Source organism: Pseudomonas sp. NPDC077649 (assembly GCF_044542855.1).
Lineage (GTDB): Bacteria > Pseudomonadota > Gammaproteobacteria > Pseudomonadales > Pseudomonadaceae > Aquipseudomonas.
This window is the reverse complement of the sequence record NZ_JBITVF010000006.1, coordinates 45182-58378: the sequence shown is the minus strand read 5'-3', so window position 1 is coordinate 58378 and position 13197 is coordinate 45182. Positions and strand designations below refer to the sequence as shown.

General features: G+C 65.0%; 11 protein-coding genes and 2 pseudogenes. 6 read left to right on the top strand and 7 right to left on the bottom strand.

What is annotated here, in order from left to right; translation table 11 throughout:
* Nucleotides 1–4 precede the first annotated feature (4 nt).
* A complete protein-coding gene (locus ACIGFL_RS17860; RefSeq protein WP_397498029.1) occupies nt 5–1816 on the bottom strand; it encodes a DUF1302 domain-containing protein in 1812 nt (603 codons plus the stop codon).
* A 309-nt stretch (nt 1817–2125) separates the two neighbouring features.
* Between ACIGFL_RS17860 and ACIGFL_RS17855 the strand changes: the two genes are divergently transcribed.
* Both ACIGFL_RS17855 and ACIGFL_RS17850 read left to right on the top strand, forming a co-directional pair.
* Complete coding sequence (locus ACIGFL_RS17855; protein WP_397498028.1) at nt 2126–3100, top strand: sensor domain-containing diguanylate cyclase; 975 nt, start codon at nt 2126–2128, stop codon at nt 3098–3100.
* Between the two features lie 233 nt (nt 3101–3333).
* Nucleotides 3334–3939 (top strand): glutathione S-transferase, encoded by a 606-nt coding sequence (locus ACIGFL_RS17850; protein ID WP_397498027.1) that lies wholly within the window; start codon nt 3334–3336, stop codon nt 3937–3939.
* Nucleotides 3940–4032: 93 nt separating this feature from the next.
* On the opposite strand, the gene ACIGFL_RS17845 is transcribed toward ACIGFL_RS17850, so the two are convergent.
* Complete coding sequence (locus ACIGFL_RS17845) at nt 4033–4809, bottom strand: alpha/beta fold hydrolase (protein ID WP_397498026.1); 777 nt, start codon at nt 4807–4809, stop codon at nt 4033–4035.
* Nucleotides 4810–4925: 116 nt separating this feature from the next.
* Between ACIGFL_RS17845 and ACIGFL_RS17840 the strand changes: the two genes are divergently transcribed.
* Complete coding sequence (locus ACIGFL_RS17840) at nt 4926–6356, top strand: HD domain-containing phosphohydrolase (protein ID WP_397498025.1); 1431 nt, start codon at nt 4926–4928, stop codon at nt 6354–6356.
* Nucleotides 6357–6797: 441 nt separating this feature from the next.
* Here the strand turns inward: ACIGFL_RS17840 and ACIGFL_RS17835 are convergent.
* A pseudogene (locus ACIGFL_RS17835) lies at nt 6798–7855 on the bottom strand (ISL3 family transposase); the annotation flags it as partial.
* Between the two features lie 95 nt (nt 7856–7950).
* Between ACIGFL_RS17835 and tnpA (ACIGFL_RS17830) the strand changes: the two are divergent.
* Together tnpA (ACIGFL_RS17830) and tnpB are read left to right on the top strand one after the other, a co-directional pair.
* Nucleotides 7951–8268 (top strand): IS66-like element accessory protein TnpA, encoded by a 318-nt coding sequence (tnpA, locus tag ACIGFL_RS17830; protein ID WP_397498024.1) that lies wholly within the window; start codon nt 7951–7953, stop codon nt 8266–8268.
* A gap of 5 nt (nt 8269–8273) precedes the next feature.
* Nucleotides 8274–8597 (top strand): IS66 family insertion sequence element accessory protein TnpB, encoded by a 324-nt coding sequence (gene tnpB / locus ACIGFL_RS17825; protein WP_397498023.1) that lies wholly within the window; start codon nt 8274–8276, stop codon nt 8595–8597.
* A 315-nt stretch (nt 8598–8912) separates the two neighbouring features.
* Here tnpB and ACIGFL_RS17820 read toward each other — a convergent pair.
* A pseudogene (locus tag ACIGFL_RS17820) lies at nt 8913–9425 on the bottom strand (IS1595-like element ISAchd1 family transposase); the annotation flags it as partial.
* A gap of 127 nt (nt 9426–9552) precedes the next feature.
* Between ACIGFL_RS17820 and tnpA (ACIGFL_RS17815) the strand changes: the two are divergent.
* Nucleotides 9553–9984 carry an IS200/IS605 family transposase gene (tnpA, locus tag ACIGFL_RS17815; RefSeq protein WP_003460108.1) on the top strand — a complete coding sequence of 144 codons (432 nt, stop codon included), beginning with the start codon at nt 9553–9555 and terminating at the stop codon, nt 9982–9984.
* Nucleotides 9985–10146: 162 nt separating this feature from the next.
* Here the strand turns inward: tnpA (ACIGFL_RS17815) and ACIGFL_RS17810 are convergent, their stop codons facing one another.
* Genes ACIGFL_RS17810 through ACIGFL_RS17800 form a run of 3 tightly spaced genes read right to left on the bottom strand, consistent with a single transcriptional unit; the run spans nt 10147 to nt 13188 of the window.
* Nucleotides 10147–11193 (bottom strand): Ldh family oxidoreductase, encoded by a 1047-nt coding sequence (locus tag ACIGFL_RS17810; RefSeq protein ID WP_397498022.1) that lies wholly within the window; start codon nt 11191–11193, stop codon nt 10147–10149.
* Nucleotides 11190–12725, bottom strand: coding sequence for a tripartite tricarboxylate transporter permease (locus ACIGFL_RS17805; protein ID WP_397498021.1), 1536 nt, complete (start codon nt 12723–12725; stop codon nt 11190–11192). Before ACIGFL_RS17805 ends, ACIGFL_RS17810 begins: the two co-directional genes overlap by 4 nt.
* 10 nt (nt 12726–12735) lie before the next feature.
* Nucleotides 12736–13188, bottom strand: a complete 453-nt coding sequence (locus ACIGFL_RS17800) for a tripartite tricarboxylate transporter TctB family protein (protein WP_397498020.1) — start codon at nt 13186–13188, stop codon at nt 12736–12738.
* Between the last annotated feature and the right edge of the window lie 9 nt (nt 13189–13197).

Here is a 13197-nt window from a genome sequence, read left to right as displayed (position 1 = left end):
GGCGTCAGAAACTGACGCCAAAGCTCAGGGCGACGAAGTCGCGGTCGGTGTTGGTGTTGAAGTCGCCGCCGAAGTAGTCGGTGTAACTCAGGCTGGCGCTGTACCTGGACAGGTAGTCGGCGTCGATGCCGATGCTGAGCGATTGGTTGCCCTCGGTGAAGGTCGGCCCGTAACCCTCGACGTCGTGGGCGAAGGCCAGGTTGGGTTTGAGGTTGACCCCGGCGATGGCGCTGTTGAACTCGAGCATGGCGCGCAGGCGGTAGCCCCAGGAGTGCTGGGTGTAGAAGCCCTTGTCGCTGCACTGGTCCGGGTTGGCGCTGTTGAGCAGCGCGGTGCACAGCTGGTTGCCGCTCATGCCCAGGCCGCTGGCCGAGTCCGGCAGCACGCCGTAGCCGTAGACGCTGCTGCGGCCGAAGCGCAGGTCGGAGCCGTCGCTGGGGCCGAGGTCGCCGATATGACTGAAGCCGACTTCGCCGACCAGGGTCAGACGGTCGGCGCGCAGCACCTGATCGAACACCCGCACCGCGCTGAGCTGGGCCTGGGTAAAGGGCATGCGCTTGTAGCCCTGTACCCGGCCGCCCGGGGCGGTGGCAGCCCAGCCAGTGTCGAAGATGGCCAGGCCGTCGAGGCCGAGCAGGTCGTTCAGCTGGCCGACGCTGGCGGCGGTGGATACCTCGGTGCCGTTGAGCGCCAGCGGCATGTTCGGCCGATGGCTGATCTCCCCCGACAGCGCCGTGCCGTTGGCCAGGCTGGTGGCGAAGCTGAGGCCGTAGAGGCGGATGTCCTCGGGGTATTCCAGGCCGTAGCGGGCGCTGGCCGGGCCGGGGGCGCCGCTGATCGCGGCGAAGCTCGGCTGGCCGGCGCGCCACACGCTTTCCGGGGTGCGGCTGTGGTAGTTCAGCGCGTAGACGCCGAACTCGGTGTCGTTCAGCGCCGGCACCAGCCAGCGCAGCGCTACGCCGAACTGGCCGCCGTCGCGCGCCTCCTGATCCGCCAGGCGCGGCACCCAGCCGTACACCGCCGGGTCGCGGTCGAAGTCGCTGCCGAAGGTGGTCATGCCCAGGTCGCAGCCCTGGGGCGCGACGTCGCCGCCGAAGAAGGTGCCGCAGTTGTCCAGCACGGTCTTCTCCCACTGCAGCTGGTAGAAGGCTTCGATCGACAGGTTCTCGCTCAGACCCTGGGTCAGGTAGAGCATGCTCACCGGGATCAGGCCTTCCTTGATCTCCGAGCCGGGGCGGCGGAAGGCGGCGACGTCGGCCGGGTTGATGGCGTTGATGCCGTTGCCGATAAAGGTGCTCTCGCCCCAGCTGACCACCTGGCGACCGGCGCGCACGCTGCCGGGCAGCTCGCCGAGCTGGTAGTTGTGGTAGACGAAGGCGTCCAGCAGCTCGCTGCCCGAGGCCTTGGCGGCGCGGTCGCGGCCGCTGTCGTCGATGTCGTAGAGCAGGCGGCTCTCGTCCTTGAGCTCGAAGTCGTACCAGTACTTGCCGCGCAGGAACAGGCCGCTGTCGCCATGGCTGAGCTGCAGGTCGTGGATGCCCTTGAAGATCTTCGAGAAGGTCTCGCCGCGCTTGAAGTTGAGGCGGCCGTCGTCGCTGGTGCGGGTCGAGGCCGTGCCGCCGTTGGCGCGGCCGATGAAGCGCTTGTCCGGCGCATCCATCGCCCAGCTGGCGCCGATCGACAGCGAGGAATCGAAGCGCGCCTCGATCTCGCCGATGGTGAAGCTGGCGGCCTGCGCCGGCTGCGTGGCGGCCAGGCCGAGGGCCAGGCTCAAGGCCGTCGGGCGCAGGGCGCCGAGGCGGGTTGTTGTGGTCATGCCGTACTCCCCTGATATCTGCTCGGTGTCCGCCTGCGGTTCTGGCGCCGCAGGGCGTGCAGCCTGGTAACAGGTGCGCGGCCATGCTAAGGGCGGGGTCGGCCGGCTGGCCTCTGAATAATCCTTATGCCCATAGCCAAAGGTGAGGGTGGCGCCGCGCGCCGGCCGGCGAGCCCCCTGGCAGGGGCCCGGCGGCATAACCGCCGGTTATCCCGATAGGCAGGACGGCAGCCTCGCGGCGCTTGCCGACGGTGGCCGGGCCTGGTGTATAAGGAACGGGCAGCCGTATCCGCCGCCGGAGGATTGCCCGTGAACCAAGCCATCGAGACCGACAGTGCGGTCTACAAGACCCTGCTCGAATCGACCAAGGCGATCCCCTGGAAGATCGACTGGAAGACCATGACCTTCGCCTACATCGGCCCGCAGATCGAAAGCCTGCTGGGCTGGGCGCAGTCCAGCTGGGTCAGCGCCGAGGACTGGGCGGCGCGCATGCACCCGGAGGACCGCGAGCAGGTGGTGGCCTTCTGCGTGTCGCAGTCGCAGAACGGCGTCGATCACGAGGCCGACTACCGTGCGCTGACCGCCGCCGGCGATTACGTGTGGATCCGCGACGTGGTGCACGTGGTGCGCGACGACAAGGGCGAGGTGGATTCGCTGATCGGCTTCATGTTCGACATCAGCGAGCGCAAGCAGACCGAGCAGCAACTGCTCAGCCTGCAGCAGCAGCTCGAAGAGCTCTCCTACAAGGACGGCCTGACCGGCGTGGCCAACCGGCGCATGTTCGACTCGGTGCTGGCCAGCGAATGGGCCAATGCCCAGCGTACCCGCCAGCCGCTGTCGCTGATCCTGCTGGATATCGACCACTTCAAGCAGTACAACGACCACTACGGGCATATCCAGGGCGACGACTGCCTGAAGAGCGTCGGCCAGGCGCTGAGCGGCGCCGCCAGCCGGCCGCGGGATTTCGTCGGGCGTTTCGGCGGCGAGGAGTTCGTCCTGGTGCTGCCGGAAACCGATGCCGCCGCCGCCCGTCATATCGCCGAACGCTGCCGCCAGCTGGTGCGCCAGCGGCGCATCCCCCACGAGAAATCCACGGTGGCGCCGCTGCTGACCATCAGCCTCGGCGTCGGCACCACGGTGCCCGAGGCCCAGGACCGCGCGGTGGACTTCCTCAACGCGGTGGACAAGCTGCTCTACCGCGCCAAGCAGCGCGGCCGCGACCGCCTGGAAATGGCGCCGGTGCAGGGCCAATCGCTGCCCGAGCAGGAGCGTGGTTCGGGCTAGAGGCCGTTGAAAAACGTAGGCGAGGCAGCCAGTGCAATACCGATGGCGGCCCTGCAAAAACAGGCGAAAGACGGCTGGGGTCACAGGCGACTTTACGAGCTGTAAATGAGCATTTTGATCGGACTCGCGCACGAGCCTGTTTTTAACGCAGCAATGGCAACGTAGGTAGTTTTTCAACAGCCTGCTAGAGCTCGCCGGCAGATGCGCCGAGCCCCCATGAGGAGAGTAGAAACATGCAACTGATCTATGCCGCCGCCTCCCCCTTCGCCCGCAAGGTTCGCGTGCTGGCCTTTGAGACCGGGCTGCTGGCGCGCATCGAGCTGCTCGACACCGCCGTGCTGCCGACCACCCTCAACGAGCGGGTCAACGCGCTCAACCCGCTGGGCAAGATCCCGGTGCTGCTGAGCGACGGCGGCGAGGCGCTGTACGACAGCCGGGTGATCTGCGAGTACCTCGACACCCTGCACGACGGCGCCCGTCTGCTGCCGCAGGACGATACGCGCTGGCCGGTGTTGCGCCTGGCGGCGCTGGCCGACGGGCTGATGGACGCCGCGCTGCTGGCGCGTTACGAAAAGGCCGTGCGCCAAGCCGAGCAGCAGTCGCAGGCCTGGCTGGAGGGGCAACTGGGCAAGGTGCAGCGCGCCCTGGCCGAGCTGGAGCGCCAGGCCGACCGGCTGCAGGGCCCCGTCGATCTGGCGCAGATCGGCGTGGCCTGCGCCCTGGGCTATCTGGATTTCCGTTTCGCCGATCTCGACTGGCGCGCCGCGCATCCGGCGCTGAGCCGGTTCCAGCAGGCCTTTGCCCAACGTCCCTCGATGCTGGCCAGCGCGCCGGCCTGATCGAGATACGCCGCTGCGCGGAGGCTAGTCGCCCCCAGGCATGAGCAAGGCGCGCGCCATCGCTGGCGCGCGTCTTGCCCGTTGCGGCAGGTGTTACTTGCCGGCTCGCGCCTGGCTCTCCTGCACCGCCTGGAGTATCACCTTGGCCACCTCCTCGGGGCGCGATTGCTGCGGTACGTGGCTGGCGGCGAGCTCGGTGGTCTGAGCGCCGATCTTTTTGGCGAAGTCGCGCTGCATCTGCGGCACGATCATGCGGTCGTCGCTGGCGACGATGTACCAGGACGGCTTCTGCTGCCAGGCGGCGACGCTGGTGCGCTCCTCGAAGGCGGCGGCGCGGATCGGGCCCTGGGTGGCGCTCATCACCGCGGTCTGTTCGCGTGGCAGATCCTGGGCGAAATCGTTGGCCATGCCCTGCGCGGTCAGGTACAGATAGCCGTTCTTGTCGGCGGCGATCTGGCTGGATCCCGGCGCGGTGGGATAGCCACCATAGAGCTCTCCGCTGGACTGGCCCGGATTGGGCGCGAAGGCGGCGACGTAGACCAGCCCGCGCACCTTGTCGTCGGTACCGGCCTGGCTGATCACCGTGCCGCCCCAGGAGTGGCCGACCAGCACCACGTCGCCGTCCTGATTGTTCAGCACGCGCTGGGTGGCGGCGACGTCGTCGGCCAGCGAGGTCAGCGGGTTCTGCACCACGGTGACGGCGATTCCCTGGTCCTGCAGCAGCGGCACGACCTTGGCCCAGTCGGAGCCGTCGGCGAAGGCGCCGTGGACGATGACCACCGCGGGCTGAGCGGTGGCGGCCTGGCTGGCGGCGCTCAGCAGCGTGGCGGATAGGGCCAGGGCCAGGGCGAGGGGCTTGGGTAGGTGCATGGCGGATTCTCCTGAGTAGTGGGAGACGCCAGTGTCGGGCGGGCTTGCCGGCCCCGGTATCGGTCGTTTATCCGAGGGCGGCGCGAAAATGTGCAGAACAGGGGTGGGGAACCAAGATGCAGGAGACTGAGGGCGTCGCGCTGCAGGACGCCATGCTGGCGCTGGCCATGGTCGGCGATCTGAGCATGGGCCAGCCCATCGACCAGTCGCGCCGCACCGCACGCCTGGCGCAATGGCTGGTGCAGGCCTGCGGTGGTGATCGGGCGCAGGCGGATGCCGCCCGCCAGGTGGCATTGCTGCGCTGGTCCGGCTGCACGGCCAACGCCGAGGGCTTCATGCATTTGCTCGGCGACGACGTCGGCGGGCGCCGCGCCATGCTTGCGCAAACCCTGGATGCGGCGGGGCAACGCGCCATGCTGCGCACCACGCCGCTGGCCCAGGTGCACTGCGAGGTCGCCGGCGATATCGCCCGCACCCTCGGCCTCGACACGGCCGTGGAGCAGGGCCTGCGCCACGTGTTCGAGCAGTTCGACGGCCAGGGCCGCCCCGCCGGCTTGCGCCATCCCGAGGTGCCGGAGGTGGTCTATCAGGTGGTGCTGGCCGGCGACCTGGAGATTCTCTCCCGCGTGCACGGACTGGACGCCGCGCTTGAGTGGATCGACGGCCAGGGCGATCGCCTCTACCCGGCCGCGCTGGCCGGCGAACTCATGCGTCATGCGCGGGACTGGCTCGAGGCGCTGCGCGAGCCCGAGCCCGTTGCGTCCGACAGCGGGCCGCAGGTCTCGCTGACCCTGGTGGGCGACGTGATCGACCTCAAGCTGCCCTGGCTGGCCGGCTATTCGCGCCAGGCCGCCGAACTGGCGCGTGCGGCGGCGCGGCTCTGGGGGCTGGCGGAGGCGGGCGTCGAGCGCCTGGGCCGGGCGGCGTTGCTCCACGGCATCGGCCGCGCCTCGGTGGCCAACCGCATCTGGAACCTGCCGGGGCCGCTGCTCGCCGGTGACCTGGAGCAGGTACGCCTGGTGCCCTACTGGACCCAGCGCGCCTGCGCCCAGACGGGCGGTCTGGTCGAAGCGGGCCAACTGGCCGCGCATGCCTACGAGCGGCTCGATGGCAGCGGCTACTTCCGCGCCCTCGCCGGCGATGCGCTGCAGGCCGAACACCGCCTGCTGGCCGCCAGCCTGGCCTGGCAGGCACTGCGTGGCGCACGCCCCTGGCGCCCGGCGTTCAGCGAGGAACAGGCCGCGCGGTTGTTGCAGGACGAGGCGCAGCGGGGCCGCTTCGACCCGCTTGCCTGCCAGGCGGTGATCGCCGCGGCGCGCGGCGAGCAACGGCCAATGGCTGCCAGGGCGGGCAACGGCCTCTTGAGCGAGCGCGAGACGCAAATTCTGCGGCGCATCAGCAGCGGGGCGAGCAACAAGGAAGTGGCGCGCGACCTGGGCATCAGCCCGAGCACGGTGCGCACCCACGTCGAGAGCCTGTTCCGCAAGCTGCAGTGCTCGACCCGCGCGGCCGCGACGCTGAAGGCGCTGACCCTGGGAGTGATCTGAGCCCCCTGCGGAGCCGCCGCCCGAACAAAAGAAAAGGCCCCAGGTTTGCACCTGGGGCCTTTGGTATCTGGCGCATCCGGCGGGATTCGAACCCACGACCCCTCCTTCGGAGGGCAATGCGGTACAGGAATCTTGGTTGGCGGCAAGCACAGTTAAGTGCCTCTAAGTGCCGTGTGGCAAGGCTTCCGACCTCTAACCCAATCGACCGTCTATGACTCTTGGGGGCACTTAAGGGCAGTCACCTTAGGCACAAAACCGAAATTCTATATTTCGATCTTTGACCACTGGCCAGATCTATCGCATGGTCAGCCGGTCAGCGTGGAATACGATAATCTGGAAATAAAGACGATCTAAGATCGCCCTGGCTCAGGCTTCAAACACCGAGATCTTTCTGAAGCAGAGCGCGGCTCAGCTGAGATCTGATCATGCCAAATATTTGGTTCATCGCATTTTCCCGGGGAAGGCGGCCTTGATTTTCAGGAAGAAGTAATCGACGTCCCTGAAGCCATAGGCCATGCGCTTGATCACCTTGATCCGGTTGTTTACCCCCTCCAGCAGGCTGGTGTGCATGTGGAATCGCGCACTGGCGAGGATGCCCCGAGCATAACGCTGGAGGTTGCGGGCAAAGCGTTGTAGCGGCGCCAGGTCGCTTTCCTGAGCATGCCTAAGCCAAGTTCGCCAGCGCCTCCAGCCCTCCCGTACGCTGGGCGCGTACCAGACCTCCTTCAGTGCATCCTTGAGTACATAGACCGTAGCCAGTGGCTGGTTGGCCGCCAGCAATTCCTGCAGCCGAACAGCATGATCCTCCTTCAGGTTGTCTCGATTGCGCAGCAGCAGCCAACGGCTTTGCTTGACTACTTGGCGAGCGGGCTTGTCATGACGCAAGGCATTGGCCTGGTCTACCCGGATACGGTCGATTACATCGCGCCCGTAGCGGGCGACCACGTGGAACAGGTCGTACACGACTTCCGCCTGTGGACAGTGCTGCTTTACTTCCAAGTCGAAGGCCGTGTTCATGTCCATCGCTACAGCCTCGATCTGTTGGCAGTGTTTGCCGAGCTGCTCGAAGAAGGGGCGTATGGCTTTCGGCTGTTGCCCAGGCCAACCCACAGAACACGGGTACGCTCGGCATCCATGATCACCGTCGCGTAACGATGGCCTTTGTGCAGGGCAAACTCGTCCATCACCAGGCGGCGCACATCGCCTGGCTCGAAGGTGCCAAATGCGGCCTGGAGACGCCGCTTGTCCAGCGTCTTGATGGTGTGCCAGTGCAGCCCGGTGAGCTGGCTGACATGGCTGATGGTTAGCAGCTGCAGCAGGCTTTCGATCCAGGTGCACAGCCGGCGGGTCATCCGTGAGGCCGGGGCCAGCCAGGAAATGTGCTCGGTCACTCGCCCACACGTCAGGCAATCCACTCGGCGTACAGGGAGTCGCAACTGGACGCGCTGATCGAACAGATCCCGGTCACGAACGAGGCGAATGCGTCGGTCATGGGTAAGCGTCCAGCCAAGTCACCTTCCGAACTCCAGCATTAAGGGCGATGGTGTCCGCGTATTTTTAAGCGGACGCGTTCGTCCTTAACGTTAGGATTTCCATGCGCCAACGAAGCTCTTACCCCAAACCGTTCAAGGTCCAGGTCGTTCAGGAATGCCTACAACCGGGTGCGACCGTCTCCAGCGTTGCCATCCGCCATGGCATCAACGCCAACGTCATTCGAAAATGGCTACCGCTTTACCGAGATCAGCTACCCGCGGTGTTGCCGGCGTTCGTTCCATTGAGGGCTACGCCCAAACGGCCGACTGCAGCATCGGTGATTATTGAGCTATCGCTTGGCGAGCAGTCAGTCACAGTGAAATGGCCAGTGTCCGATCCTGACGGCTGCGCCCGCTTTGTCCGGGGGCTTGCCCAGTGATCCGCGTGGATAGTATCTGGCTCGCCACCGAACCCATGGATATGCGTGCGGGTACTGAAACCGCGTTGGCCCGCGTGGTGGCTGTATTCGGTGCGGCGAAGCCGCACTGCGCCTATCTCTTCGCCAATCGCCGCGCCAACCGCATGAAAGTGCTGGTGCATGACGGCGTGGGTATCTGGCTCGCCGCACGGCGCTTGCACCAGGGCAAGTTTCATTGGCCAGGCATCCGGCACGGCTCGGAAGTCGAACTCGACACCGAGCAACTTCAGGCTTTGGTGCTGGGTCTACCCCCCCATACCCCCCCCTGCGCAGCAACGCAGCGCGCCTAGGCGCTGGCTTGTGCGTCAATAAGTACCGACGCAGCACTGACGCACTGACGCACTGACGCAGGAATATGACTGGGTGGCTAGCGCTGGAGCTGAACTCGACAGATCCCTGATCGTGCCTGCGCTATAGACCAGCCCCGGCCAGCCTGTACCGAGCAGGTGCCGAGGCATGGGATCCGTTTCGCGGCAGAGTGGCAATTTACGTCGAGTACGGTTGAGGCAGATTGAGTTTTGACCGGAGAATCGAGGGGGCTCGGGGAGCTGGTCAAATTGCCGGAAATGTAACCCCGGTGTAACCCCGGGGTATAAACAAAAAGGCTATGTCTGAGTTAACTGTTGCATATCCCTATACCCCAACGCCTCTTTCAAGCAAATCAATGGGTTGAGCTGTGTTTTGTAGCGCTCAAGCAGGCGGCGCCAGCCCAGATAGTTCGTTAGGTACTTGGTGGCCACACCATGAAAAGGAATCATCCAGCTCTTGAGTCGGCTGTCGTAGGCATTCACGTTCTGGATGTGGAAAGCACCATCAACCCGTCGATTCTGGCTCGGGTTAATCGGTCGGTGAGTGATGCCTTCAACCTTGGCGAAATGGGCGTAGACACCTGCGCTGTCAGTACAGAGAATCGCATCCGCGTCTATCAGCGGGCGTAGCCGCTCCCCTATGTGCTGTGCATCCAGCTTTTCCAACTTGAAGTCTGCCTGCTGACCACTGCGATCTCTTACCACCAGCACAGGAATTTGCTCGGCAGACAGTCCGCGTCGTTTGGCGCTGCCACCGCGCCGACGAGGCGGTCGAGGCAGTTCGCGTTGCCCCTTGAAGGACTCCAGTGGGCTGGCGTCGCCTGCTTGAGCGCTACAAAACACAGCTCAACCCATTGATTTTCCATCGAAAGGTTAAAACCACCGGCTTTCAGCCGGTGAGCTTTAGCGCCACCATGCGGGGCTGGAGGGCAAGCGCATGGATTACAGATACGGCAGTCATACGGTCTACCAGATCGAGTATCACTTTGTTTGGGTGACTAAGTACCGATACAAGGTGCTCAGCGGTGAGGTTGCTGAGCGAGTGCGAGAGCTGGTGAGACAGACGTGCGAAGCATTTGAAATTCGGATTGTGAAAGGTGTGGTGAGCAAGGATCACGTGCATATTCTGGTGAGCAGTCCGCCGAATTTGGCGCCGAGTGAGATCATGAGGCGGATCAAGGGGCGTACGGCGAGCAAGCTTTTCGAGGAGTTTCCCCATCTGAAAAAGCGCTATTGGGGGCAGCATTTTTGGGCTCGCGGGTACTTTTGCGCGACGGTTGGGCAGATGACGGAAGAGATGATCAAGCAGTATCTGGAGCATCATTTTGAGCCGAGCCCGAACGATAATTTCAGGATGGAGCCTGACTGATCCGACGCGTCGTTCAGTCGACGCGTATCCGGACTTTCAGTCCGTAAGTCACTAACCCACCGACTTCAGTCGGTGGTTGTTGAGTTGCTTGAAAGAGGCGTTGGGGTATAGGGATATGCAACAGTTAACTCAGACATAGCCTTGTTTAACCGATCGGAGCAATCAGAACGGCCAATCGCTGCCGGCCTCGTTGGCCGCGGTGCGCAACGCCGCCAGCACATCCTCCGGCAGCTCCAGCCCCTGCTCGAAGGCCTTGGCCCGGCGCGCGATACCGGCATGACCCGGCATACGCACCGGGCTCTGCGCCACGCGCGGGCGGCTTTCCAGACAGGCCGCGACGAAGTGATCCATCTCTGCTTTCAGCTCATCGACGCCACCGAAGAACACCGGGTCGAAGGTCAGCACGGTGACGGCGGCGCCCCACTGCTTGACGCCGTCCTTGCGGCCGAAGCCGCCCAGGCCGGCGGTCAGCGCTTCCACCAGGGTGCCGAGGGCGAAGCCCTTGTGGCCGAACTCCAGGCTGCCCAGGGGCAGGATGGCGCCCGGCGGCGTGGCGAAGAAGGTCGCGGTGTCGCGCGTCGGCTGGCCGTCCTGGTCGATCAGCGCGGCGTGTTCCAGCTGGCCGCCGGCCTGGTGGGTCTTGTTGACCAGGCCGTTGGTGATGGTCGACATGCTGACGTCGATAAGCACCGGCTTGTCCCCGGTGGGAATGCCGATGCCGAGCGGGTTCGGCGTGTACACCGGGTCCAGCCCGCCGTGCGGCGCCACCGAGGCCACGGCCGGGTCGGAGGTGAGCACCAGCGGAATCAGGTTCTGCTCGGTATAGCGTTGCAGGTAGGCGGCCAGGCAGGCGATATGGTGCGAGCGGCGAATGGTCGCCACACCGATACCGAAGGTGCGGGCGGCTCGGGCGGTGAAGTCCAGCGCCTGTTCCACGCAGTAGGGGCCGAGCAGGTAGTCGGCGTCGTAGAGCACCGCCGCCGGGCTCTGGCGCACGACCTGCAGGCTGGCGGCCTGGCCCTTGGCGTGACCGTTGCGCAGATCGCGCAGATAGCCCTGGGCCAGTTTCACGCCGTGGGTGTGGTGGCCGAGCAGGTCGCCTTCCACCAGCACCCGGCTGACCACGCTGGCCACTTCCGGGCTGACGTCGGCGTCGAGGAACAGTCGCTCGACGAAGCGCTCGAGTTGTTGCGGGGCGATACGGCTCATTCGATGGCTTCCTTGGTCGGGGGGAGGGGGCCGGGGTAGCGTGTGCGCCAGAGCTTGGCGAGCAACGGGAACAGGGCGATCAGCAGCACCAGCAGCGCCAGGCCGATGCTGATCGGCCGTTCGACGAAGGCCAGCAGATTGCCGTTGGCCTTGATCATCGAGGTCATGAAATTGCTTTCCAGAATATTGCCCAGCACCAGGCCCAGGATCGCCGGGGCGATGGGGAAGTCGGCGCTGGCGATCAGGTAGGCGACCACGCCGCAGATCAACATGATCCACACGTCGGTGATGCTGTTGTTGATGGCGAAGGCGCCGACGATGCAGAAGCACAGGATGATCGGCATCAGCACGCGGGTTGGCGTGACGGCAAAGACGTGGGCGCTGCGAATCGCCAGGTAGCCGATGGGGATCAGGATCAGGTTGGCGACGAAGAATGCGGTGAACAGACCGTAGGCCATGGCGCTGTTGTCCATGAAGATGGTCGGGCCGGGGTTCATGCCCTTCATGTACAGCACGCCGATCACGATGGCGGTGATCGAGTCGCCGGGAATGCCGAACACCAGAGCCGGCACCCAGGCACCCGCTACCGCAGCGTTGTTCGCCGAGCCGGCGTCGACCAGACCCTCGATATGACCTTTGCCATAGGCTTCGGGCGTCTTCGAGCGTTTCTTGCTGACGGCGTAACAGATCCAGGCGGCGATGTCCGCGCCGGCACCCGGCAGTGCGCCGATGAAGGCGCCCAGGCTGCTGCCGCGGATCACGTTCTTCCAGTAGCGCTTGAGGTGCATCGGCACCAGGCCGAAGACGCTGCCGCTCTGGGGGGCGATGTCCTGGGCCGAGCCGTTGTCATTGGCCTTGTCCCGCGGTTGAGCGTAGAGCTTCATGACCTCGTACATGGCGAAGAAACCGATCATCACCGGAATGAAGTTGATCCCGGCCATCAGGTCCGGCACGTCGAAGGTGAAGCGCGGCGCACCGGTGACCAGGTCCAGGCCGACGGTGGCCAGCAGCAATCCAACCAGCAGTGACAGGAATCCCTTGATCGCCGAACCGGTGGAGATGAACACCGCGCTGCCCAGGCCGAGCACGGCCAGCCAGAAGTATTCGAAGGAGCTGAAGTTCAGCGCGAACTCGGCCAGCGAAGGCGCAATCATCACCAGCACCAGGGTGCCGGTCAGACCGCCGATCACCGAGCAGGTGACGTTTACCCCCAATGCTTCGCGGGCACGACCCATGCGCCCGAGCGCGGCCGAGTCGGCGACGTAGGCCGCTGATGCCGGTGTGCCGGGGATGTTCAGGTAGGTGCCGGGGATGTCCCCGGCGAAGATCGCCATGGCCGCAGTGGTGATGATCGCGGCGATGGCGGCGACCGGATCCATGGCAAAGGTGATCGGTACCAGCAGGGCCACGGCCATGGTCGCCGAGAGGCCTGGAATGGCGCCGACGAAAACGCCGAACAGCGCTGCGATGATGATCACAAACAGCGTCTGGAAATTGAAAACGAGCAAGATGCCGTCGAGTAGTTCGTTCATGCGTGTTTCCTCAGAAACCCAGAGGGCCGACGGGCAAAGGGACCTTGAGCAGGTGGCCGAAGGACAGGCTGATAGCCGCCGTGGCCAGCGCAGCGATGATGATGGCGGGCAGTACGCGAACACCGCGTTGCACAAGCAGCACCAGCATGATCAGCAGCATCATCGTGGCCGCGCCCAGCACATCGCTGAGGTAGATGTAGGCCACCACCAGGATGCCCGGCAGAATCACCGCGAAGCTGGGCAGGGGCAGGCGGGGTGTGCTTTGGTCCGGTCCACTGGCGCGCAGCTGGCGCAGGGCGCTGATGCTCAGCAGCAGACCGCCTACGGTCATGCCGATGGCAATCAGGGAAGGAAACAGGTCGGCCCCGTACTGCATGCCCGGTACGGCGGGGAACTCACGCGCGAGCAGCCATACGGTGATGCCAAGGGCGATGAAAATGATGCCGAACAGAAGGTCTTTCATGGTGCGTTC

Excerpts from the sequence above, each read along its gene's own strand:
- ACIGFL_RS17860 (WP_397498029.1), bottom strand. The coding sequence starts at position 1,816 with ATGACCACAACAACCCGCCTCGGCGCCCTGCGCCCGACGGCCTTGAGC.
- ACIGFL_RS17810 (WP_397498022.1), bottom strand. The coding sequence starts at position 11,193 with ATGAGCCGTATCGCCCCGCAACAACTCGAGCGCTTCGTCGAGCGACTG.
- ACIGFL_RS17850 (WP_397498027.1), top strand. The coding sequence starts at position 3,334 with ATGCAACTGATCTATGCCGCCGCCTCCCCCTTCGCCCGCAAGGTTCGC.
- tnpA (WP_397498024.1), top strand. The coding sequence starts at position 7,951 with ATGCGCCAACGAAGCTCTTACCCCAAACCGTTCAAGGTCCAGGTCGTT.
- ACIGFL_RS17805 (WP_397498021.1), bottom strand. The coding sequence starts at position 12,725 with ATGAACGAACTACTCGACGGCATCTTGCTCGTTTTCAATTTCCAGACG.
- ACIGFL_RS17845 (WP_397498026.1), bottom strand. The coding sequence starts at position 4,809 with ATGCACCTACCCAAGCCCCTCGCCCTGGCCCTGGCCCTATCCGCCACG.
- ACIGFL_RS17800 (WP_397498020.1), bottom strand. The coding sequence starts at position 13,188 with ATGAAAGACCTTCTGTTCGGCATCATTTTCATCGCCCTTGGCATCACC.
- ACIGFL_RS17840 (WP_397498025.1), top strand. The coding sequence starts at position 4,926 with ATGCAGGAGACTGAGGGCGTCGCGCTGCAGGACGCCATGCTGGCGCTG.
- tnpA (WP_003460108.1), top strand. The coding sequence starts at position 9,553 with ATGGATTACAGATACGGCAGTCATACGGTCTACCAGATCGAGTATCAC.